The 22,372-nt window shown below is 55.5% G+C and carries 20 protein-coding genes; 15 read left to right on the top strand and 5 right to left on the bottom strand.

Translation table 11 applies throughout. The features are described 5' to 3' along the window. Nucleotides 1-14 precede the first annotated feature (14 nt). The 3 genes from MYB54_RS00860 to metB form a co-directional block, all read right to left on the bottom strand. The gene (locus MYB54_RS00860) at nucleotides 15-1,181 is read right to left on the bottom strand and encodes an ABC transporter ATP-binding protein (RefSeq protein WP_014916989.1); all 1,167 of its coding nucleotides are present in this window, start codon (nucleotides 1,179-1,181) and stop codon (nucleotides 15-17) included. A 218-nt stretch (nucleotides 1,182-1,399) separates the two neighbouring features. Next, the gene (locus MYB54_RS00855; protein WP_014916990.1) at nucleotides 1,400-3,835 is read right to left on the bottom strand and encodes a bifunctional aspartate kinase/homoserine dehydrogenase II; all 2,436 of its coding nucleotides are present in this window, start codon (nucleotides 3,833-3,835) and stop codon (nucleotides 1,400-1,402) included. Nucleotides 3,836-3,837: 2 nt separating this feature from the next. Beyond that, nucleotides 3,838-4,998, bottom strand: coding sequence for a cystathionine gamma-synthase (gene metB / locus MYB54_RS00850; protein ID WP_014916991.1), 1,161 nt, complete (start codon nucleotides 4,996-4,998; stop codon nucleotides 3,838-3,840). A gap of 187 nt (nucleotides 4,999-5,185) precedes the next feature. Between metB and metJ the strand changes: the two genes are divergently transcribed. From metJ to MYB54_RS00825, 5 genes are all read left to right on the top strand, one after another. Then, a complete protein-coding gene (gene metJ / locus MYB54_RS00845) occupies nucleotides 5,186-5,503 on the top strand; it encodes a met regulon transcriptional regulator MetJ (RefSeq protein ID WP_005973355.1) in 318 nt (105 codons plus the stop codon). A gap of 234 nt (nucleotides 5,504-5,737) precedes the next feature. Beyond that, entirely contained in the window at nucleotides 5,738-6,535 is a 798-nt protein-coding gene (locus tag MYB54_RS00840) for an ABC transporter ATP-binding protein (RefSeq protein WP_014916992.1), read from the top strand. A gap of 9 nt (nucleotides 6,536-6,544) precedes the next feature. After that, nucleotides 6,545-7,507: an ABC transporter substrate-binding protein gene (locus MYB54_RS00835; RefSeq protein ID WP_014916993.1), complete on the top strand. Its 963-nt coding sequence runs from the start codon at nucleotides 6,545-6,547 to the stop codon at nucleotides 7,505-7,507. Further along, nucleotides 7,504-8,514, top strand: coding sequence for a FecCD family ABC transporter permease (locus tag MYB54_RS00830; RefSeq protein WP_014916994.1), 1,011 nt, complete (start codon nucleotides 7,504-7,506; stop codon nucleotides 8,512-8,514). Before MYB54_RS00835 ends, MYB54_RS00830 begins: the two co-directional genes overlap by 4 nt. Before the next feature lie 130 nt (nucleotides 8,515-8,644). Continuing rightward, nucleotides 8,645-9,055 (top strand): type II toxin-antitoxin system HicB family antitoxin, encoded by a 411-nt coding sequence (locus MYB54_RS00825; RefSeq protein ID WP_014916995.1) that lies wholly within the window; start codon nucleotides 8,645-8,647, stop codon nucleotides 9,053-9,055. A gap of 81 nt (nucleotides 9,056-9,136) precedes the next feature. On the opposite strand, the gene rpmE is transcribed toward MYB54_RS00825, so the two are convergent. Next, a complete protein-coding gene (rpmE, locus tag MYB54_RS00820) occupies nucleotides 9,137-9,352 on the bottom strand; it encodes a 50S ribosomal protein L31 (protein ID WP_010281510.1) in 216 nt (71 codons plus the stop codon). Nucleotides 9,353-9,625: 273 nt separating this feature from the next. Between rpmE and priA the strand changes: the two genes are divergently transcribed. From priA to rraA, 7 genes are all read left to right on the top strand, one after another. Continuing rightward, entirely contained in the window at nucleotides 9,626-11,824 is a 2,199-nt protein-coding gene (gene priA / locus MYB54_RS00815) for a primosomal protein N' (RefSeq protein WP_014916996.1), read from the top strand. A gap of 308 nt (nucleotides 11,825-12,132) precedes the next feature. Beyond that, nucleotides 12,133-13,176, top strand: a complete 1,044-nt coding sequence (gene cytR / locus MYB54_RS00810; protein WP_010281514.1) for a DNA-binding transcriptional regulator CytR — start codon at nucleotides 12,133-12,135, stop codon at nucleotides 13,174-13,176. Between the two features lie 88 nt (nucleotides 13,177-13,264). Further along, nucleotides 13,265-14,125: a cell division protein FtsN gene (gene ftsN, locus MYB54_RS00805; RefSeq protein WP_119870816.1), complete on the top strand. Its 861-nt coding sequence runs from the start codon at nucleotides 13,265-13,267 to the stop codon at nucleotides 14,123-14,125. An 83-nt stretch (nucleotides 14,126-14,208) separates the two neighbouring features. Next, nucleotides 14,209-14,739, top strand: coding sequence for an ATP-dependent protease subunit HslV (hslV, locus tag MYB54_RS00800; protein WP_005973334.1), 531 nt, complete (start codon nucleotides 14,209-14,211; stop codon nucleotides 14,737-14,739). 9 nt (nucleotides 14,740-14,748) lie between these two features. Beyond that, the gene (gene hslU, locus MYB54_RS00795) at nucleotides 14,749-16,080 is read left to right on the top strand and encodes an ATP-dependent protease ATPase subunit HslU (RefSeq protein WP_014916999.1); all 1,332 of its coding nucleotides are present in this window, start codon (nucleotides 14,749-14,751) and stop codon (nucleotides 16,078-16,080) included. A gap of 145 nt (nucleotides 16,081-16,225) precedes the next feature. Then, nucleotides 16,226-17,143 (top strand): 1,4-dihydroxy-2-naphthoate polyprenyltransferase, encoded by a 918-nt coding sequence (locus tag MYB54_RS00790; RefSeq protein WP_014917000.1) that lies wholly within the window; start codon nucleotides 16,226-16,228, stop codon nucleotides 17,141-17,143. 134 nt (nucleotides 17,144-17,277) lie between these two features. After that, a complete protein-coding gene (rraA, locus tag MYB54_RS00785; protein WP_010281528.1) occupies nucleotides 17,278-17,763 on the top strand; it encodes a ribonuclease E activity regulator RraA in 486 nt (161 codons plus the stop codon). Nucleotides 17,764-17,881: 118 nt separating this feature from the next. On the opposite strand, the gene zapB is transcribed toward rraA, so the two are convergent. Beyond that, the gene (gene zapB, locus MYB54_RS00780) at nucleotides 17,882-18,121 is read right to left on the bottom strand and encodes a septal ring assembly protein ZapB (protein ID WP_010281529.1); all 240 of its coding nucleotides are present in this window, start codon (nucleotides 18,119-18,121) and stop codon (nucleotides 17,882-17,884) included. Between the two features lie 590 nt (nucleotides 18,122-18,711). Between zapB and MYB54_RS00775 the strand changes: the two genes are divergently transcribed. The 3 genes from MYB54_RS00775 to glpX all read left to right on the top strand — a co-directional run bounded on the left by MYB54_RS00775 (nucleotide 18,712) and on the right by glpX (nucleotide 22,264). After that, entirely contained in the window at nucleotides 18,712-19,551 is an 840-nt protein-coding gene (locus tag MYB54_RS00775; protein ID WP_014917001.1) for an MIP/aquaporin family protein, read from the top strand. Nucleotides 19,552-19,604: 53 nt separating this feature from the next. Next, entirely contained in the window at nucleotides 19,605-21,116 is a 1,512-nt protein-coding gene (gene glpK / locus MYB54_RS00770) for a glycerol kinase GlpK (RefSeq protein ID WP_014917002.1), read from the top strand. Between the two features lie 137 nt (nucleotides 21,117-21,253). Next, nucleotides 21,254-22,264: a class II fructose-bisphosphatase gene (gene glpX, locus MYB54_RS00765; RefSeq protein WP_039275793.1), complete on the top strand. Its 1,011-nt coding sequence runs from the start codon at nucleotides 21,254-21,256 to the stop codon at nucleotides 22,262-22,264. The last annotated feature ends 108 nt before the right edge of the window (nucleotides 22,265-22,372 follow it).

Below are 22,372 nucleotides of genomic sequence, written 5' to 3'. Positions count from 1 at the left end.
TCTCCAATTCAGGATCAGGCCGTCAGGCCGGGAAGCGGGGAATAACGTGAAGTGGTATCCGGTATCGCCGTCGAAGATGTCGTCTCTTCTGCCAGCGGGAAAAGAAATAGCGCCTCGGCAGGGATCTGCACCGCAACCCGCTGCCCGATGGCATAGGGGTGCGACGCATGAACCTGTATCCGCCAGGTGCCGCTGGAAATCGTATGCAGCCAGTATCCGCCGGGGTAGCTCTGTGCCTGTACCGTGCCGTAGCGCATCAACATGCCGGGCTGGATAAGCGGGGTGTCCGCCGCATCGTAAAGGCGAGCGGCTTCCGCACGAAAACGTGCTTCTATCGCTCCGGGCGGTAGCGACGTGTTCGCTGGCACCAACGAATGACTCTCGGCATCACCGGGAATCATCAGCGTCTCGCCGTCATAGCGCGCTTCCAGCACAAGCCGATTTTCCGCGCCCATAAACGCCGCGACAAACGAGCTGGCAGGATGGTGATACACCTCTTGCGGGCTGCCCGCCTGCATGATCCGACCCTGATTCAAAATCACGATGCGGTCCGCCATCACCATCGCTTCTTCGCGATCGTGCGTTACGTGGATCGCGGTCAATCCCAGCCGCTGTTGCAGCGCACGGATCTCGTCACGCAGTTGCAGGCGAATACGTGCATCCAGATTGGAGAGCGGTTCATCCAGCAGCAGAATATCGGGTCGTACCGCCAGTGCGCGGCCCAAGGCGACACGCTGACGCTGTCCACCGGACAGTTCCGCAGGTTTACGGGCGCTCAGGCCCGTCAAACCAAGCATGGTTTCCAGTTCCGCCACACGGCTGGCAATCTCCGCACGCGGGACGCGGCGCAAACGCAGTCCGTAGGCAATATGCTGTGCCACCGTCATATGCGGCCACAGTGCATAGCTCTGGAACACCAGCGCCATTCTGCGTTTCTCTGGCGGCGCTTGCGTCATATCCTGCCCGTTAACGCGAATCGCCCCCGCTCGCGGTGACGAGAACCCAGCGACCGTACGCAGTAATGTCGTTTTGCCGCACCCTGACGAACCGAGCAATGCCACGAATTCGCCCTGCGCAATCTCCAGATGGATATCGTTCAGTACGGCCGTCGTGCCGTATCCAACGTGTAGGTGGTCGATGACAATATGCGGTGATGCCGTAGAGGAAGTTGTTTTTTGCACAGCTGTGCATTCCACGATAATCAAACAATGCACTGATTGTGCGGTGACATCGTGTCAGTGGCGTGTTGTCACCGTGACATTTCAATGACACGACTGACGAGAAAGATAGCGGTGGAAATTTCTTAGCGAGAAGGGAAACGAGGGAATGGGTCTCTTGAGTATTGGCCATCTCCCCATACGCGGAGACGGCCAACGGTATGTCGCGCTGACAACAGGTTCTACAGTAACTGCGCCAAGCGGTTTAGATCAGACTGAAGCGCACCGGCGGTGACATCGCGCCCCGCGCCCGGCCCACGGATAACCAGCGGGTTATCCCGATACCAGCGACTTTCAATCGCAAACACGTTATCACCCGGCAACAGCGAGGCCAGCGGATGATCGGGACGAACCGCTTCAACGCCCACGCGCGCTTTACCATTGCTGTCAAAGCGTGCAACGTGACGCAGAACCAGACCCATTTCCTGTGCGGCTTCCAGACGACGCAGCATCTGCTCGTTCAGCGAATCGCCGTTCTCGAAGAAGTAATCGACAGAACCCTGCTCACAGCCCGGCGGCACCAGCGACTCAACCCGAACCTGACTAGGCTCGATGTCATAGCCCGCTTCACGCGCCAGAATCACCAGCTTACGCATGACATCCTGACCAGAGAGGTCAACACGCGGATCCGGCTCGGTCAGCCCCTGCTGGCAAGCCTGATCGACCAGTTCGGTGAACGGCACGGTGCCGTCAAACTGCAAGAACAGCCAGGAAAGCGTGCCGGAGAAAATCCCGCTAATCGCCAGAATACTGTCGCCGCTTTCTCGTAGATCGCGTACCGCAAAGTTGACCGGCAACCCTGCGCCGACGGTCGAGTTATACAACCAGTGACGATCCGTTTTCGCGAACGCGTCGCGGATCTGGCGATAGTTATTGCCGCCTGATGCACCCGCCAGTTTGTTAGCGCTGATGACGTGGAAACCATAGCTGGCGAAATCCAGATACAGATCGGCGACCGATTCACTGGCGGTGACGTCCAGCACCACCAAATCATCGAAGGGGTGCGCACGCATCCACAGGAACAGATCTTCACCATCCCGCTCTTGCGCTTCACTTTCGAAGAAAGCCAACGCACGGCTGGCATCCAGTCCGTCATAGTTCAACAGGCTGCGCGTACTATCCACCACACCGGCCAGTACAAACTCAAAACCGGTACGTGCAGACAGATTGCTCTGCTCACGCGCAAACAGCTCCAGCCAGCGTGAACCAATATTTCCTTTGCCGAACAGCACCAGACCGATACGTTTTTCTGCCCGGAACAGCGAATGGTGCAGCCCACGGATCAAATGCTCCGTCGGACCGACACGCAGCACCGCCACCAGACTGATGCCATCATCGGCCTGGCGGACAAATTCAATCGGCTGATCTTTCAACTGCTGATAGAAGCGGTGACTGTGCAGCGGATTTTTACCCACGCCTGCACCGACCATCGCGACCATCGCCAGCCCATCACGCTGATTGAGTTCAACAGGTAACGCGGCCTGTGCCAGCAGTTGCAGCGCGCTATCCACCACTTCGGAGGTGTAGCACAGTTGCAGCAGGTTACGATCCTGATGAACGCCGATCGCCAGCGGTTTCAGCTGCGCACGATTCAGAAGCTGTTCGACTTCTTTTTGCAGCAGCACGAAATCGTGTTCAGAAGGAACCTGAACTTCAATCAGGCACACGTCATCATGGCTGGTGACAATTTTGGCACCTGTGCCCGAGGCCAGTACGCGTTCGATGCGCGTCGACCCTTGTTCAGGCTGATAGCTGCAACGCAGTTGCAGGTCGATATCGCTGCCGGAAACGGGCTGTAAGGTACGCGTATGTAATACCGGTGCCGCCAGACGAGCCAGTTCACTGGCTTCATCTAGCCGCAGCAGTGGCAACAGGCAGGCGTCTTTCACTTTACGCGGATCGGCGCTATATACCCCGGCGACGTCGCTCCAGATGGTCACGCGTTCAACGCCCGCCAACGCACCAATTTGTGTGGCGGAATAGTCACTGCCGTTGCGCCCCAGCAGCACCGTTTCGCCTGCATCATTGCGGCAGATAAAACCCGTTACCACTAAACGCTGACCTGCGTGTTGCGTCAGATATTGCTGCAACAGCGGCCAGGAACGGCCTTCATCCACCTGCGGCTGCGCGGCACGTTCTGCGCAGAGAAAATCACGTGCATCCAGCCACGCTGCATTCATATCCAGATGATTCAACACGGCAGACATCAGGCGAGCCGACCAGATTTCACCGTGCCCAACCACTTCGGCGTAGACGGCATCCGTCAGCTTGCCATCCAGCAGCGCAGCCAAACGCTCCAGATCGCGAATAAACTGAGCGGTCAGCGTCTCTGCCTCTTGCGCAGGCAGAAGCCCGGCAATCAGTTCACTGTGGTAGCGGCGTAATGCCTGCTGAACCTGATGCGCCGACAGGCGGTCGCTCTGGCTCAGCTTCAACCAGCTAATCAGCTGGTTTGTGGTACTGCCTGCGGCAGATACCACCATCAAATCACCGGGGTGGCTATACTCCGCCATAATACCGGCTACGCGCAGGTAACACTTCACATCGGCCAGACTGCTACCGCCAAACTTATGCAGCTGTCGGCCTGTTACCGATGGCGCTACTCCTAATGCACTCATTCTTACCTCTTGGCTGCGGCTTGAAACGCACGATCCAGATCGGCAACCAGATCATCGCCGTCTTCAATGCCGGTGGAAATACGCAGTAATGTTTCAGAGATACCCGCCGCGGCACGCGCTTCTGGCGCCATGCCAGCATGCGTCATCGTTGCCGCATGAGAGATGAGGCTTTCGACTCCGCCCAGCGATTCCGCCAGTGTGAACAGCTCCAGCGAGGCCAGAAAACGGCGTAGCGTGTCTTCATCTCCATCCAGCTCAAAACTTAGCATAGCGCCAAAGCCGGATTGTTGACGGCGGGCAATATCATGGCCGGGATTGTTCGGCAGTGAAGGATGGTACAGCGCCTTCACCAACGGCTGCGTCTGTAAGAATTCAACGATTTGTTGCGCATTACGCTGCGCGGCTGCTATGCGAGGTGCCAGAGTACGCAGGCCACGTAGCAGCAGATAGCTGTCAAACGCCGCGCCTGTGACGCCGATGTTGTTTGCCCACCAGGCCAGTTCAGTAATGGTATCGGCATCTCTGGCGATCACTGCACCCGCCACTACGTCAGAGTGACCATTCAGGTACTTGGTACACGAATGCACCACCAGATCGGCACCCAGCTCCAGCGGCTTCTGCAGCGCCGGGCTCAGGAAGGTGTTATCCACCACGCTGACCGCGCCCGCTTCCCGCGCGGCCTGACAAATCGCGGCAATATCCACGACGCGCAGCAGCGGATTGCTCGGGCTTTCCACCAGCACCAGCTTCGGCTTTTCTGCCAACGCCGCGTTGAGCGCATCGGTATCACTTTGATCGACAAATTTGACGCGAAATGCGCCGCGCTTGCTCAGGCTGTCAAACAGACGATAGCTGCCGCCGTAGCAATCATGCGGCGCCACCAGCAGATCGCCGGGACGCAGGAACACCGTACAAACCAGCATAATCGCCGACATTCCGCTGCTCGTCATTACCGCACCCGCACCGCCTTCCAGTTCGGCAAGCGCACGCTGCACAACATCACGCGTGGGGTTACCGCGACGCGAATAGTCGTGTGCGCGTGGCTGGTTGAATCCGGTAAAGTTATACGTGCTGGAAAGGTGAATGGGTGGGACGACGCAGCCATACTGCTCATCATCATTTAACCCGCTGCGGACTGCGATCGTTGCCTGTTTACGCGTCATCGGCTCATTTCCTGGCTGGAGGCTGAAAAGATAGGAACTTAAGAGTAAACGCAGTTTTAATAGACGTCAACACATCTAGACATCTAAACTTCTTTGCGTATAGATTGAGCATAAGCATAATAACCGCTAGAATTGTGGCATTTCATGACAGATGCTGTCTTCATTAGATTAATTTTTAAGGTATCCCATGGCTGAGTGGAACGGCGAGTATGTCAGCCCTTACGCTGAACACGGTAAAAAAAGCGAGCAAGTCAAGAAGATAACAGTATCTATCCCATTGAAAGTACTAAAGATACTGACTGACGAACGCACGCGTCGTCAGGTGAACAACCTGCGCCATGCCACCAACAGCGAACTGCTGTGCGAGGCGTTTCTGCACGCGTTCACAGGTCAACCGTTACCGAATGACGAAGACCTGCGTAAAGAACGCAGCGATGAAATTCCTGAAGCCGCGAAAATCATCATGCGTGAAATGGGTATCGACCCGGATACGTGGGAATACTGATCGCGTTTACGCTGTCGGTTTTCTGGCTAACCCCGCCTTCTCCGGCGGGGTTTTGCTATGCAGAGAATCCCGCTCAACACATCACTCTTCACTAACCTCTAAAACCTCGCCCCTCCACCGCTCGCACTTCTTCCGAACGCTTCGTCTTACACTCACATTGTGAATCGGGATTGCATTTAATTTGTTATGTTATAACATATCATTTTTAATCTATAACGGTGATATGCCCGCATCATGACAGAACTTTTCTCCAGTAACCCCGTGCTGCTACAGCTTCACCATGTTTCTGTTGCCGACGCCAATCGCGCACCGAGGCTCAGTGATATTTCGCTGTCCATGCAGGCTGGAGAGCGTTTGGCGCTGGTTGGGCCCAACGGTAGCGGTAAATCCACGCTGCTACGCGTGTTAACCAGCGAGCTCGGTACGACAGCGGGATACATCCATCTAAACGGTCAACCGCTGAATACACTCAGCCGTCATGAGCGAGCAAAGCGCATCGCGATTCTGGCGCAGAACGATGCACCGGACCTGCGTCTGCGGGTCGCGGAGTACGTCGCCTTAGGGCGGATTCCCCACCACGGATTCAGCACACCAGCGTACGATCGCCAGCTCATCGAAGAAGCGCTGGACGATACCGGATTATTACCGCTGCGCCATCGCCTGCTGGGCACGCTCTCCGGTGGAGAACGTCAACGCGCGGCGCTGGCGCGTGCGTTTGCGCAAACGCCGCAGCTCCTGCTGCTGGATGAACCGACGAACCATCTCGATCCGCTAGCGCGTGCGCAACTGCTGTCTCTGGTGCGGAAACGCGGCATTTCAACGCTGGCGGTGCTGCACGATCTGCCACTCATCACCCCCTTTGCCGACCGTGTCGCCGTGTTGCAGCAGGGAACGCTACTCCGCTGGGGAACACCTGCACACGCGCTGAGCGCCGACTGTGTGAAATCCGTATTTGGGATGGAGAGCTTTACGGTGCCGCATCCGATAAACGGCTCGCCCATTCGCATCTTTGAAGCCCCTGAACTGCACTAAGGAACCCTGATGAAAATAACGCTTCTGTCTGGACTGCTGGCCTTGACGTCGTGCTGGGCACACGCCTCGGGTTTTCCCGTCACGGTCGACAGCTGTGGGCAACCGCTAACCTTCACCCAGCCGCCCCAGCGAGCCGTTATTCATGATCTGAACATGACGGAAATGGCGTTTGCGCTTGGGCTGCAAAAAAATATTGTCGGGCTGACGGGGATCACTGGCTGGTATAAAGCGCCCCCTGACTTTATCAAGCAGCAGGGCACAATCCCTGAACTGGCAGCAAAATACCCGACGTTGGAAAATCTGCTGGCTGTACACCCGGATTTCTTCTTTGCAGGGTGGAACTACGGCATGAAAGTCGGTGGCGAAGTCACGCCGCAAGCGCTGCAAAAATACGGCATTCAGACACTGGTACTCAGCGAAAGCTGCGTTTTCACCGAACAGCAGAAACAGCGGCCACAAGCCAGCATGGATCTGCTCTACGGCGACATGCTGAAACTGGGGAAAATCTTCGGCAAGCAGGAACAGGCTCAGGAACAGATTGACGGCTGGAAGCAGCACATTGCCGAACTGCAAACCCGTATTGGCAATCAGCCAAAGCAGACGGTTTTTCTGTATGACTCTGGCGACGATAAGCCCTTTACCAGCGGGAAATTCGCCATGCCAACCGCCATCATTGAGGCGGCGGGCGGCAAGAACGTCATGGACGATATGGAGACGAGCTGGGCCTCGACATCGTGGGAAAGCGTGGCGGCACGCGAGCCTGACTTTATCATTTTGCTGGATTACCAGACCGGCAACGGTGCAGATGCGTTAAGGCGCTTTCTGGAATCACATCCGCTGATGAAATTTACCCCCGCCGTACAACAGCATCGCTATCTGAAACTGCAATATGCAGAGCTCACGCCGGGACCCGCGAATATCGCTGCCGTCGATAAACTGGCGCACGCACTCTACCCGGATGCTTTTAAGTGAGCCCTACGTCTTCACGTTATGCCGCAACCTTCGTTATCGCGCTGCTGATACTGGCTGGGCTGATGCTGTTAAATATTGCGACAGGCAGCACGACGATCCCCCTTACGCAGGTCGCCAGCGTGTTGGGGCTATCATCAGCAGACGTGTCGCCGATGACGTCACGCATTATTCTCGAACTGCGTATTCCCCGCAGCCTGCTGGCGGCGCTGTGCGGCGCGGGGTTAGCGATGGTCGGTGCCTTTTTGCAAACGGCAACCCGCAACGATCTGGCCGACCCGTTTCTGTTTGGCCTGTCTGCCGGTGCCTCAGCGGGTGCGGTCGCCGTCATCACCCGCTTTGGTGAGCAGCTCGGTGACTGGGCGCTGCCGATAGCGGCCTTCTGTGGCGGACTCTTATCGGCCGTCGCCGTGACCGTGCTGTTTCTGCTGCAACAGGCGCGGGGCGCAGAGCGCCTCATCATCTGTGGATTGGCGATCTCATTTCTGTTCGGTGCGTTGACAAATTATTTGGTGTTTTCCGGCGATCAGCGGGCCGCCAGCTCGATTCTTTTCTGGTCGCTGGGCGGGCTGGGCCTTGCCCGTTGGGACACGTTACCTTTTGCGGTGTTCAGCGTTCTGCTGCTATTCGGCCTCACCGCCCTGCGCTGGCGTGCGCTCGACGCGCTGCTGGCTGGCGGACAAACCGCGGCCTCAATGGGGGTTAATCTGTCTCGCGTACGGGTGGAAATTTTCATCTGCTGCGCGTTCGCCACGTCGCTGTTAGTCGCGCTGACCGGCGTGATTGGTTTTATCGGCCTGATGATTCCCCATCTGGCTCGCCCGCTGAGCGGCGTGCTGCACAAGAAGCTTCTGCCGCTGACCGCCGTGCTGGGTGCGATACTGCTGTGCGGCGGCGATTGGCTCAGCCGACAGCTACTGGCACCACAGGAATTGCCCATCGGGATTATTACGGCAGGATTAGGCGGCATCTTCGTGCTGGGGATGCTGGTAAAACGTCAGCAGGGATGAAATAACTCCAAAATATTGCTAGCTGGAGTTATTGGGGTTATTTAATAGGGAAGATTTACCGATAGGCACGGTAAAAAGCATCAGGAAACAAGCAGGAATATGATCATCGCTGACTCGAAGAGGCTTAATTATGTTTTATCCGATTGCAATTGAAGCAGGCGACGATACCCACGCATACGGTGTAACAGTGCCAGATCTACCGGGCTGTTTTTCTGCAGGCGATACGCTAGACGATGCCATCGCGAATGCTAAAGAGGCGATTACCGGACATATCGAACTGCTGATCGAGATGGGTCAGGATATTCCCACCGTGTCTTCAGTAGGCCAATTGGCAAAAAGCGCAGAATACGCTGGGTACACGTGGGCGGTTGTTGATATTGATGTGACGCGTTTAATGGGCGGTTCAGAAAAAATTAACGTCACGCTGCCTAAATCGCTGATTGACCGAATTGATCGTTGCGTGGCGAGTAATCCTGAATTTAAAAGCCGCTCAGGTTTTCTCGCGCAGGCGGCATTAGAGCGAATCTCGTCTTCCCGATGAACAACACTGAGCCACCAGAAACAACAAAGGCACCTGTCGGTGCCTTTGCAGGAAGTTACTGTACCAATTGGCCAGTAGAACTTATTTTTTAGCGCCTGGAACGGAGAAACGCTTGTTGAAGCGGTCAACACGGCCACCAGTTGCAACATCACGTTGTTTGCCGGTGTAGAACGGGTGGCATTCGCCACAAACGTCCAGGTTCAGGTCACGACCCACGGTAGAATGGGTTTTGATCACGTTACCGCAAGAGCAAGTTACAGTAACTGCAGAATAATTCGGGTGAATACCTTTTTTCATGGGGAAACCTCAGTTAAGGCCGTGTCGCTATCCAGCCCTGTTCCGCCAGACACCACACGAAAGTTGTATAAGTAAGTTTCATTATGCAAACGGCACAATGGCGGCGGATCATACAGAATCCGCTACCCTGATGCAATCGCATCCACACATTATCCCTCGCAGCATGTACACTAGCGCCTTGCGTTATTTTCACCCCGCGTCGCGCATGATACAGACCGCTCGGTTATGTCATTGATCGCCGCGCCAATCTACGTCGACTATCACGGAGAAGTTATGTCTGTCGCTCAGGTCGCTTTGCCCGTGCCATTGGCACGTACATTCGATTATTTGCTACCCGCAGGAGGCATCGCTCCGCAGGTCGGCGCGCGCGTCAGCGTCTCCTTTGGTAACCGTAAAGCGATCGGCATTATTACCGCGCTGAGCGACACCAGCGAACTTCCGCTTGAGCAATTAAAACCCGTGCATGACGTGCTGGACGAACAGCCGCTGTTCCCCCCCAGCCTGTGGCGCATTTTGCTGTGGGCCGTTGAGTACTATCATTACCCGATTGGCGAAGTGCTGTTCCACGCGCTGCCGATCCTACTGCGTCAGGGGAAACCCGCACACCGTGCCCCGCTCTGGCAGTGGTTTGCCACCGAACAGGGTCGGGCGACGCCGCTCAGCACGCTCAAACGCGCCGCGAAACAGCAACAGGCTCTGGCGGCCTTACTTCAGTCGCCGCTTTATCGCCATCAGGTGAGCGAAATCGGGCTGACGGAAACGGCGTTGCAGGCGCTGCGCAGTAAAGGACTGTGCGAATTGCAGGCCGCAGAGCAAACGCTTCACGACTGGCGTCAAAGTTTTAGTTTGGCAACCGACCGACTGCGTTTGAATACCGAACAGGCCACTGCCGTCGGCGCGATCCGCAGCGAAGATAATCATTTTGCCGCCTGGCTGCTCGCGGGTATCACCGGTTCGGGAAAAACCGAAGTCTATCTCAGCGTGCTGGAAAATGTGCTGGCACAGGGCAAACAGGCGCTGGTGTTAGTACCGGAAATTGGCCTGACGCCGCAAACCATCGCCCGCTTCCGTGAACGCTTTAACGCCCCGGTGGATGTGCTGCACTCGGCACTCAACGACAGCGAACGCCTTGCCGTCTGGCTACGTGCCCGCAGTGGTGAAGCCGCCATCGTCATCGGAACGCGGTCGGCGTTATTTACGCCCTTTGCCCGTTTGGGGCTGATTGTGATCGATGAAGAACACGACAGTTCCTACAAACAGCAGGAAGGCTGGCGCTATCACGCACGTGATTTGGCGGTCTTCCGCGCCAGAGAAGAAGACATTCCCATCGTCATGGGGACGGCGACGCCCGCGCTGGAAACGCTGTATAACGTCCAGATCGGCAAGTATCGACGCTTGAATCTGACCAAACGAGCGGGCAATGCCGCGCTCGCCAAACAGCACGTCATCGATTTGAAAGGGCTGCCGCTGACGGCCGGGTTATCCCAGCCGCTGATTACCCGCATCCGCCACCATCTGACGAACGATAATCAGGTTATCTTGTTCCTCAACCGGCGCGGGTTCGCCCCCGTGGTGATGTGCCACGAGTGCGGCTGGATTGCTGAGTGTCAGCGCTGCGATCACTACTATACCTACCACCAGCATCAGAGGATGCTGCGCTGCCACCACTGCGACAGCCAACGTCCGGTTCCACAACAGTGCCCCGGTTGCGGCTCAACCAATATGGTGCCGGTCGGTCTGGGTACCGAGCAGTTGGAACAAAGCCTTGCACCGATCTTTCCAGATGTCCCGATCACCCGCATCGACCGTGACACCACCAGCCGTAAAGGGGCGCTTGAGCAGCAGCTCTCGCAGGTCAGGCAGGGCGGCGCACGTCTTCTCATCGGCACACAGATGCTGGCAAAGGGGCATCATTTCCCTGACGTGACGCTAGTGGCCCTGCTGGACGTGGACGGTTCGCTGTTCTCTGCCGACTTCCGCGCAGCCGAACGTTTTGCGCAGCTCTATACTCAGGTGGCGGGTCGTGCAGGACGAGCAGGCAAGGCGGGCGAAGTAGCGCTGCAAACTCACCACCCGGAACATCCGCTATTACAAACGCTGCTGCAACAGGGCTACGATGCCTTTGCCAGCCAGGCGCTGACTGAACGGAAAAGCGTTTTTCTGCCGCCGTTTACCAGCCATATTCTCTTCCGCGCTGACGACCACGATAATCAGCAGGCCGCATTATTCCTCCAGCAGTTGCGTAATTTGCTGGAGGCAAGTCCGCTGCGGGATGAATCACTCTGGCTGCTGGGCCCAGTCCCTGCTTTGCAACCCAAACGTGCGGGACGCTTCCGCTGGCAGCTCTTGCTACAGCACCCCTCCAGAGCGCTATTGCAGAAACTGGTCAGAACATCGCTGACGCTAATCGGCACGCTGCCGCAGGCGCGTAAAGTGAAATGGATGCTGGATGTCGACCCCACGGACGGTTAGCGCTTCCTGTTAGATCATTTCGGTTTCTTGCCACTCATTTTTTGCGATCGGCGTCGAGAACACGATATTCATCACACTTTCTGTGCAAATTAAGCAACAAAACCTGCGTTCAATCTGTTATCACTGTCTGCGCAGGCCGTATGCTGAGGCCAGACCGTTTATTGAGCTCAGGTTGTGTACTCAGGTATAGCGCCGTTCTATCGGCATACTGTCCCCGAAAAGCGTTACCCGTAATCATAGAAAGTCAGTAGACAGGGGCGTTCTGCTGACAGTCAGCGCCAGTTAACGCTGACGCAAGGAGAAAAGCGTTGAAGCAGAAGAAAGGCGTCACCACGGCGACGATGAAAGACGTGGCGGATGAAGCGGGCGTTTCCACCGCGACCGTGTCCCGAACGTTAATGAACCCAGAGAAAGTCTCTGCGACCACCCGTAGGAAGGTCGAGCAGGCTGTCATCGCCGTTGGCTATTCGCCTCACGCACTCAACAGGAATCTCAAGCGTAACGAATCGCGCACGATCCTGACGATCGTCCCGGATATCTGCGATCCTTATTTCTCCGAAATATTTCGCGGGATCGAGGAAACGGCAGCCGAACACGGCTATCTGGTGCTGATTGGCGATTGTGCTCACCAGCATCAGAAAGAAAAAACCTTCGTCGACCTGATTATTACCAAGCAGATCGACGGCATGCTGTTACTCGGCTCTAATCTGCCGTTTGACGCAGGCCAGGAAGAGCAGCGTAATCTGCCGCCGATGGTGATGGCGAATGAGTTCTCACCGGATCTGGCGCTGCCCACCGTGCATATCGATAACCTGACCGCCGCCTTTGAAGCCGTACATTATCTGTATCAGGCGGGTCATCAACGCATCGCCTGCATTGCGGGGCCAGAGCACATGCACCTGAGCCAATATCGCCTGCAGGGATATATTCAGGCCCTGCGCCGTAACGGGATTCTCATCGATAATCAGTATATCTTTCGGGGCGATTTCACCTACGAAACTGGGATAAACGGTCTGATTGCGCTGATGCAACATCCTCAGCCGCCCAGCGCGGTCTTCTGTCATAGCGACCTCATGGCGCTGGGCGTGCTGGCGCAGGCCAGAAAGATGGGGCTGGATATCCCGCGCGACCTCTCCATTATCGGTTTCGATGATATCGAACAGGCGCAGTACAGCTGGCCGCCTCTGACTTCTGTCGCCCAGCCTCGTTATCAGATCGGACGCGAGGCAATGCTGCTACTCTTAGAGCAGTTGCAAGGCAACACGGTACAAAGCGGTTCCCGTCTGTTGTCTAGTGAGCTGGTCATACGCGACAGCGTCGCCGCGCCGAATTACGCCCGTAACAGGCTTTAAGACTTCAGGTGCTGGTCAAATATTTGAGGGTTCAGTAACATGACCCCCTAATTATATTATTTACCTATCAATTCACAGCGAAACGACAGTGGCACAAAGAGACTACGTGAGCCGGGGACGTTCATCAGGGACGCGCCGGAAAACGACAAATAGCCGGAAAAAAGGCAAGGCTTCAGGTGCGTCCAAAACGATGATCGCACTCGCTGTTGCCGTTTTGGTCACCTTCGCGGGCGGTCTGTACTTTATCGCCCATAATAAACCGGACGATTCACCCGTCCTGCCGCATCAGAATGCAGGCAAAGGTAACGGGCTGCCTCCCAAGCCGGAAGAACGCTGGCGCTACATCAAAGAACTGGAAAATCGTCAGTTGGGCGTCACGACGCCAACGGAGCCTTCCGCGGGTGGCGAGATTCAGTCGCCAGTGCAGTTGACGGATGAACAGCGCCAGCTGCTGGAACAGATGCAGTCTGATATGCGTCGCCAGCCAACGCAGCTTTCCGAGGTGCCGTATAACGACCAGACGCAGGTTCCGCGTTCTCAGGTGACGATTAAGCCACAGACTCAACCAATGCAGCCGCCGCCTGTCGTAACAACGCAGCCAACCACACGGGCACCTGCGATCACGCAAGCGGCACCTGTCGTACCAAGACAAGAAGCAGCAAAACAGGAAGCACCGAAGCAACAGCCGGTCAAACAGCCTGAAGCGCCAAAAACCGAGAAAACCCAGCGCTGGGCGATCCAATGTGGCTCCTTCAAAACCATGGATCCTGCCGAATCGGTCAGAGCACAGTTGGCGTTTGCCGGTATCGAAAGCCGCATCACCTCTAACGGCGGCTGGAACCGTATTATGCTTGGGCCTTATAACAACCGTGCTGCCGCAGATAGCATGATCCAACGTCTCAAGGGCGCGGGCGCATCAAACTGTATTCCTCTTGCCAGCGGGGGTTGAAAAACCCCACGCCTTCCCCCATCTATAACTTCAATGTGCCCCGAATCATGCGGGGATCTTTTTCTTCAAACGGGGACTGACTCGTGACAACAATTGTAAGCGTACGCCGCAACGGCCAGGTGGTCATTGGCGGTGATGGACAAGCCACTCTGGGCAACACCGTGATGAAAGGCAACGTGCGTAAAGTGCGTCGTCTCTACCATGACCGCGTCATCGCCGGTTTCGCAGGCGGCACGGCGGATGCCTTCACCCTTTTTGAGCTTTTTGAGCGCAAGCTGGAATTACACCAGGGTCATCTGGTGAAAGCAGCCGTCGAGCTGGCGAAAGACTGGCGTACCGACCGTATGCTACGCAAGCTGGAAGCCCTGTTAGCCGTCGCGGACGAAAATGCTTCGCTGATCATTACCGGTAATGGTGATGTCGTGCAGCCTGAAAACGATCTGATCGCGATTGGTTCCGGCGGTCCTTATGCACAGGCTGCCGCGCGTGCTTTACTGGAAAACACCGAGCTGGGTGCGCGTGATATCGTCGAGAAATCTCTGGGGATTGCTGGCGACATCTGTATCTACACCAACCAGTTCCACACGATAGAAGAATTAGCCTCCAAGGCGTAAGGATCAACTATGTCTGAAATGACCCCGCGCGAGATAGTCAGCGAACTCGACAGCTATATCATCGGCCAGCATAAAGCGAAACGCGCCGTTTCCATCGCGCTGCGTAACCGCTGGCGCCGTATGCAGTTGGACGAAGCACTTCGTCATGAAGTGACGCCTAAAAATATTCTCATGATCGGCCCGACCGGCGTCGGTAAAACCGAAATCGCTCGCCGTTTGGCGAAGCTCGCCAATGCGCCGTTCATCAAAGTGGAAGCCACCAAATTCACCGAAGTGGGCTACGTAGGTAAAGAAGTTGACTCCATCATCCGCGATCTGACGGATTCCGCGATCAAGATGGTGCGCCTCCAGTCCATCGAAAAAAACCGCTTCCGTGCGGAAGAGATGGCGGAAGACCGTATTCTGGACGTGCTGATTCCACCAGCGAAAAACAACTGGGGACAGGCGGAAAGCACGCAGGAGCCTTCCGCTGCACGTCAGGCATTCCGCAAGAAACTGCGTGAAGGCCAGTTGGACGACAAAGAGATCGAGATCGACCTGGCGGCCGCTCCCGTTGGCGTAGAGATCATGGCTCCTCCGGGCATGGAAGAAATGACCAACCAGCTCCAGTCCATGTTCCAGAATCTGGCAGGACAGAAGCAGAAAGCCCGTAAGGTCAAAATCAAAGACGCCTTCAAGCTGCTGATAGAAGAAGAAGCCGCCAAGCTGGTGAATCCGGAAGAGCTGAAACAGCAGGCGATCGAAGCCGTTGAGCAGCACGGTATCGTGTTCATCGATGAGATCGACAAAATCTGTAAGCGTGGCGAAAGCTCCGGCCCGGATGTGTCCCGTGAAGGCGTTCAGCGCGATCTTCTGCCGCTGGTTGAAGGCTGTACCGTGTCCACCAAGCACGGCATGGTCAAAACCGACCACATCCTGTTTATCGCGTCCGGTGCGTTCCAGGTTGCCAGCCCGTCCGATCTGATTCCAGAATTGCAGGGGCGTTTGCCGATTCGCGTAGAGTTGCAGGCGCTGACCACGGAAGATTTCGAACGCATCCTGACCGAGCCGAGCGCGTCGCTGACCGAGCAGTACAAAGCGCTGATGGCGACGGAAGGCGTAAATATTTCGTTCACCGCCGATGGTATCCGCCGTATTGCTGAAGCCGCCTGGCAGGTCAATGAAAGCACCGAGAATATCGGCGCGCGCCGTCTGCATACCGTGATGGAGCGTTTGATCGAAGATGTGTCTTACGACGCCAGCGAAATGAACGGTCAAAGCGTTACCATTGACGCAGATTACGTACGTAATCATCTGGATGAATTAGTAGCAGATGAAGATCTGAGTCGATTTATCTTATAATCCGTTTTCGCGGATCGCACGATTAACGATAAAGTGGGAGGCGTTGGCCTCCCACTTTTGTTTCTGACGCCGCCATCACTGACTTTTCTTGTTTATAAACGGATGATTCACGCAATTGAATCGTCAATAAAAATTGAAGCACACCATGACCTTATCGACCCATAGCAGCAAAACCAAAGCCTGGCTGGATAGCCTGCGTCCAAAGACGTTGCCATTAGCTTTTGCGTCCATCGTCACCGGCTCGGCGATCGCGAGCTGGCATAGCAGCTTTAAACCGGGCGTAGCATTACTGGCGTTGTTAACCGCCGGACTGCTGCAAATCCTTTCCAATCTGGCGAACGACTATGGGGATGCGATAAAAGGCAGCGATACCGAGGAACGCATCGGGCCGTTGCGCGGTATTCAGACCGGGGCGATTACACTGGCACAGCTGCGCAATGCGCTAATCGTGACCGTGGCGCTCACCATCATTTCCGGCGTGAGCCTGGTGATTCTGGCGTGTGAAAAGCCGGCGGATATCTTTGGTTTCCTGATTCTGGGGCTGCTGGCGATTTTCGCCGCCATCACCTATACCGTCGGTAACAAGCCCTACGGCTATATCGGACTCGGCGATATTTCAGTGCTGATCTTTTTCGGCTGGCTCAGCGTCGCGGGGTCGTATTATCTGCAAACCGGCCATTTCGACAGCATCGTGATGCTGCCAGCGACGGCCTGCGGTCTGTTGGCGACGGCGGTGTTGAACATCAACAACCTGCGCGATATCGACAACGATCGCATCAGCGGAAAGAACACGCTGGCAGTACGTCTTGGTGCGGAAAAAGCGCGCTTCTATCACACGATGCTGCTGTTGCTGGCACCGGTTTGTCTCGGTCTGTTTGCCACGTTTTATCTGCACAGTCTGGCGGGCTGGCTCTTTATTCTGGCGCTCCCGTTGCTGATTCAGCAGGCGCGCTATGTGCTGCGTGAAACCAGCGCATTCAGTATGCGTCCGATGCTGGAAAAAACGGTGAAAGGCGCGCTGCTGACCAACATTCTGTTCGCCGTTGGCGTGATATTGAGTTAGTGCGGGTAAAGTGAGCGCGGGCGAAAAGTGGTGCGTATTTACTGATACGCATCAAGTTAACATTTGATGATTTTGCCAACAGCCGCCAGAAAGGGATATACTCATGATTCCGGCGGCAAACAGACGTTAATCCTATGAAATACGATACTTCCGAACTGTGCGATATCTACCACGAAGAGGTGAATGTTGTTGAGCCTCTGTTCTCTAATTTTGGCGGGCGTACTTCATTTGGTGGCAAGATCACCACGGTGAAATGTTTTGAGGATAACGGCCTGCTGTTCGATCTTCTGGAAGAGAACGGCCTCGGGCGCGTACTTCTGGTCGATGGCGGCGGCTCCGTGCGTCGCGCGTTGATCAACGCGGAAATCGCCCGGCTGGCGACGCAAAACGAGTGGGAAGGCATTGTCGTTTATGGCGCGGTGCGTCAGGTTGACGATTTGGCTGAGCTGGATATCGGTATCCAGGCGATGGCAGCGATTCCGGTCGGCGCGGGTAGCGAAGGCATCGGCGAGAGCGATATTCGCGTCAACTTCGGTGGCGTCACGTTCTTCTCCGGTGACCATCTGTATGCCGATAATACCGGTATTATTTTGGCGGAAGACCCGCTGGATATTGAATAATATCGTTGAATTCCCGCGTTTTTATTGCGGTGACATCAGCACAAAAAAGGGCGATAAACGCCCTTTTTTATTTGGCTCAATCGATAAGCCGTTCCTTCGTCTGAGCCAGCAAGTCCTATTAGACTTCTTCCATTTTGCCTAACAGCGCGCGCAGGCGCTCTTGCCATACCACTTGCTCTTCTTTCAACTGCTCGTTCTCGCGCACCAGCGCTTCACGTGAACCAGCTGCCGCCTGCACATCCTGCGACAGCGCGTTGTTCTGCTCTTTCAGCTCTTCAATTTCCATTTGCAACAGCGTGATGGTATCAATCGCCTGCTGAACTTTCGCTTCCAGCTTTTCAAACACTTCAAATGACATTCTTCAAACCCCTTTTAATCGCAACAAGGCAAAGATCGGTTAACGCTGGCTTTCGGACTCTGTAACCAACACCCAACGGTGTCGCCATCCGCCCGTAAACATAATCCTGACCGCGGGACGGCTGGCAAGACAGACCATAGCGAAATTGTATGTAGCCAACCGCCACCTGTCTAGCGCACATCCCCCACTACGCGAGTGTGGCAGCTTTTCTTACGTAACACTATCAGTACAAACTGAAAAACAGGCAGTACAAACTGAAAAACAAACAGTACAAACTGAAAAACGGACAGCCGAAACGGAAAAATGGGCGGCGTAAACTGAAAACTACTCCTGTTCGCTTCCCCATTACTCCTATTGTGTTAATAAATTTAACCTGAGCGTTACTATCAACCGTGGGCGAAAAATCACTGCGAGTCATTTTATAAGCGAATACGCTCATTTTCTTGACGCACAACACACATTTAAATTTCGATATTTCTCGTTTTCGAGCATTAACGATAAATTCACATCATAAATACATTTAAAACAGAGGATGCCCCCACGGTATCCTTAGACCTACCACTCTGTACGTTACCCAGCAGGAAAAAAATATGAGCCAAGCAGAACGTTCAACGCTAAAAGGCCAGTGTATCGCCGAGTTTCTCGGCACTGGCCTGCTGATTTTCTTCGGTGTCGGCTGTGTCGCCGCCTTGAAACTGGCGGGAGCCAGCTTCGGACAGTGGGAGATCAGCATCATTTGGGGTCTGGGGGTTGCGATGGCAATCTATCTGACTGCCGCCATTTCCGGCGCTCACCTCAACCCGGCCGTTACTATCGCCCTGTGGCTGTTTGCCTGTTTCGACGGGCGCAAGGTGGTGCCTTACATTCTGGCTCAGATTGCCGGGGCATTTTGTGCCGCCGCACTGGTCTACGGTCTTTATCACAATCTGTTCGTGGATTTTGAACAAGCCAACAATATGGTGCGCGGCAGTACGGAAAGCCTGAGTTTAGCGGGCATTTTCTCCACCTATCCGAACCCACACATTTCCGTTATGCAGGCGCTGCTGGTTGAAACCGTCATCACCGCTATCCTGATGTGCCTGATTCTGGCGCTGACCGATGATGGCAACGGTATCCCACGCGGGCCACTCGCTCCCCTGCTGATCGGTATTTTGATTGCCGTTATCGGTGCATCCATGGGACCGCTGACCGGCTTCGCCCTTAACCCAGCGCGTGACTTTGGTCCTAAGCTGTTCGCTTTCCTGGCGGGCTGGGGCGACGTGGCCTTCACCGGCGCACGTGAAATTCCTTACTTCCTGGTTCCCATCTTCGGCCCCATTATCGGTGCCTGTCTGGGTGCCTTCGGTTATCGCGCACTGATTGGCCGCAATCTGCCATGCGATGTGTGTGAACCCGAGGCAGAAGCTACCACGCGTCGTGAAAGCCGTTAAACTTAACGCCACGACCATCCTATTTCACGGTTAATCATTACAGGATTGGATTTATGAACCCGGAAAAAAAATACATTGTCGCAATAGATCAGGGCACAACCAGCTCCCGCGCCGTCGTACTGGATCACGATGCGAATATCGTTAGCGTTTCACAGCGTGAATTCACTCAGATCTATCCAAAAGCGGGCTGGGTAGAGCACGACCCGATGGAAATTTGGGCCACACAGAGCTCAACGCTGGTCGAAGTGCTGGCTAAAGCCGATATCAGCGCGGATGAAGTCGCGGGCATTGGTATCACCAACCAGCGTGAAACCACCGTCGTATGGGAAAAAGAGAGCGGCAAGCCGATTTATAACGCCATCGTCTGGCAGTGTCGCCGTACCGCTGAAATTTGCGAAAAGCTGAAGAAAGACGGTCTGGAAGAGTACGTGCGCAACACCACCGGTCTGGTGGTGGATCCCTACTTCTCCGGCACCAAGGTGAAATGGATTCTGGATCACGTTGAAGGATCTCGCGAGCGCGCCAAACGCGGTGAACTGCTGTTTGGTACCATCGATACCTGGCTGATTTGGAAAATGACGCAAGGGCGTGTTCACGTAACGGATTACACCAACGCCTCCCGCACCATGCTGTTTAACATTCATACGCTGGAATGGGATACCCGCATGCTGGAAGCGCTGGATATCCCACGCGAAATGCTGCCAGAAGTGCGCGCGTCTTCAGAAGTCTACGGCCAGACCAACATTGGTGGTAAAGGCGGCACGCGTATTCCTATCGCCGGTATCGCGGGTGACCAGCAGGCGGCGCTGTACGGCCAGCTTTGCGTCAATCCTGGCATGGCGAAAAACACCTACGGCACGGGCTGCTTCCTGCTGATGAATACCGGTAAAGAAGCGGTGCTGTCCAAACACGGCCTGCTGACCACCATCGCCTGCGGTCCACGCGGCGAAGTGAACTACGCGCTGGAAGGCTCCGTGTTCGTTGGCGGAGCCTCCATCCAATGGCTGCGTGACGAGCTGAAGCTGATCGGCGACTCAATGGACTCCGAGTACTTCGCGACGAAAGTGAAGGATTCTAACGGCGTTTACGTCGTCCCTGCCTTTACCGGTTTGGGTGCTCCTTACTGGGACCCGTATGCCCGTGGCGCGATCTTCGGTCTGACCCGTGGCGTGAATGCTAACCACATCATCCGTGCGACGCTGGAATCGATCGCCTTCCAGACCCGCGACGTACTGGATGCCATGCAGGCAGATGCCGATACGCGTCTGAAAGCGCTGCGTGTCGACGGCGGTGCGGTCGCCAACAACTTCCTGATGCAGTTCCAGTCCGATATTCTCGGCACGCGTGTGGAACGTCCGGAAGTACGTGAATCCACCGCGCTGGGTGCAGCTTTCCTGGCGGGCTTAGCGACAGGCTTCTGGAACGATTTGGATGAAGTGAAGAGCAAAGCGACGATTGAGCGTGAATTCCGCCCTAGCATCGAAACCGTAGAACGTAATATTCGCTACAGCGGATGGCAGAAAGCCGTGGCTCGTGCCCGTAACTGGGAAGATCACGACGCGTAATCCGCCAACGCATCTATCCATATCGGGCGCGTCTACCGCGCCCGTTTTTTCCTATCGCCCAACCGCCACTCTCCCCCGTTGTGATAAAATCCTCGCCCACATCTCTTCCTTTCCCGATCGACAATAGACAGGTATTTATGAAACGTGAATTAGCCATTGAGTTCTCGCGCGTCACCGAAGCAGCCGCGCTGGCAGGCTATAAGTGGTTAGGCCGCGGCGACAAGAATGCCGCCGACAATGCTGCCGTACAGGCAATGCGCATCATGCTGAATCAGGTCAATATCAACGGCCAGATTGTCATCGGCGAAGGGGAAATCGACGAAGCGCCTATGTTGTTCATCGGCGAGCAGGTCGGTACAGGTCAGGGCGATGCCGTAGACATCGCTGTCGATCCGATTGAAGGCACGCGGATGACGGCAATGGGTCAGGCGAACGCGCTGGCCGTACTGGCCGTTGGCGAAAAGGGCACGTTTTTGCACGCGCCAGACATGTACATGGAAAAGCTGATTGTTGGCCCCGAGGCAAAAGGTGCGATTGACCTCAACCTGCCGCTGGCGGACAACCTGCGCAATGTCGCACTGAAGTTGGGTAAACCGCTGAGCCAGTTAACGGTGACTATACTCGCTAAACCGCGCCACGATGCCTGTATCGCGGACATGCAGCAGTTGGGTGTGAAAGTGTTCGCGATTCCAGACGGCGACGTAGCGGCATCCATCCTCACCTGCATGCCAGACAGCGAAGTTGACGTGCTGTACGGCATCGGCGGCGCGCCAGAAGGCGTGATTTCAGCAGCCGTTATCCGCGCGCTTGATGGCGACATGCAGGGGCGTTTGCTCGCTCGTCATCAGGTCAAAGGCGATAGTGCTGAAAACCGCCGTATCGGTGAAGATGAGCTGGCACGCTGCCGCCAAATGGGCATCGACGCGGGTAGTGTCCTCAAGCTTGATGACATGGCGCGCAACGATAACGTGATTTTCTCTGCAACCGGCATCACCAAAGGTGATTTGCTGGACGGGATCGCGCGTAAAGGCAATATGGCAACGACCGAAACGCTGCTGATCCGCGGCAAATCCCGCACGATCCGCCGGATTAAATCGACGCACTATCTGGATCGTAAGGATCGTACGCTGCACGAATTCCTGCTGTAGCAGGCCACTGCCCGACTGACGGATTGTTTCACAGTTGTTAATAAATGGCGTATCGTAGATGCACGACTTACATGCAAAAATAGCAGCGTCTAATGCAAGCAACAGGAG

Source organism: Pectobacterium nicotianae (assembly GCF_023272715.1).
Lineage (GTDB): Bacteria > Pseudomonadota > Gammaproteobacteria > Enterobacterales > Enterobacteriaceae > Pectobacterium > Pectobacterium brasiliense.
The sequence above is the reverse complement of the archived record's forward strand: the minus strand, read 5'-3'. Positions and strand labels throughout refer to the sequence as shown.

Excerpts from the sequence above, each read along its gene's own strand:
- MYB54_RS00855 (WP_014916990.1), bottom strand. The coding sequence starts at position 3,835 with ATGAGTGCATTAGGAGTAGCGCCATCGGTAACAGGCCGACAGCTGCAT.
- metB (WP_014916991.1), bottom strand. The coding sequence starts at position 4,998 with ATGACGCGTAAACAGGCAACGATCGCAGTCCGCAGCGGGTTAAATGAT.
- metJ (WP_005973355.1), top strand. The coding sequence starts at position 5,186 with ATGGCTGAGTGGAACGGCGAGTATGTCAGCCCTTACGCTGAACACGGT.
- MYB54_RS00840 (WP_014916992.1), top strand. The coding sequence starts at position 5,738 with ATGACAGAACTTTTCTCCAGTAACCCCGTGCTGCTACAGCTTCACCAT.
- MYB54_RS00835 (WP_014916993.1), top strand. The coding sequence starts at position 6,545 with ATGAAAATAACGCTTCTGTCTGGACTGCTGGCCTTGACGTCGTGCTGG.
- MYB54_RS00825 (WP_014916995.1), top strand. The coding sequence starts at position 8,645 with ATGTTTTATCCGATTGCAATTGAAGCAGGCGACGATACCCACGCATAC.
- rpmE (WP_010281510.1), bottom strand. The coding sequence starts at position 9,352 with ATGAAAAAAGGTATTCACCCGAATTATTCTGCAGTTACTGTAACTTGC.
- priA (WP_014916996.1), top strand. The coding sequence starts at position 9,626 with ATGTCTGTCGCTCAGGTCGCTTTGCCCGTGCCATTGGCACGTACATTC.
- hslU (WP_014916999.1), top strand. The coding sequence starts at position 14,749 with ATGTCTGAAATGACCCCGCGCGAGATAGTCAGCGAACTCGACAGCTAT.
- MYB54_RS00790 (WP_014917000.1), top strand. The coding sequence starts at position 16,226 with ATGACCTTATCGACCCATAGCAGCAAAACCAAAGCCTGGCTGGATAGC.
- rraA (WP_010281528.1), top strand. The coding sequence starts at position 17,278 with ATGAAATACGATACTTCCGAACTGTGCGATATCTACCACGAAGAGGTG.
- zapB (WP_010281529.1), bottom strand. The coding sequence starts at position 18,121 with ATGTCATTTGAAGTGTTTGAAAAGCTGGAAGCGAAAGTTCAGCAGGCG.
- MYB54_RS00775 (WP_014917001.1), top strand. The coding sequence starts at position 18,712 with ATGAGCCAAGCAGAACGTTCAACGCTAAAAGGCCAGTGTATCGCCGAG.
- glpK (WP_014917002.1), top strand. The coding sequence starts at position 19,605 with ATGAACCCGGAAAAAAAATACATTGTCGCAATAGATCAGGGCACAACC.
- glpX (WP_039275793.1), top strand. The coding sequence starts at position 21,254 with ATGAAACGTGAATTAGCCATTGAGTTCTCGCGCGTCACCGAAGCAGCC.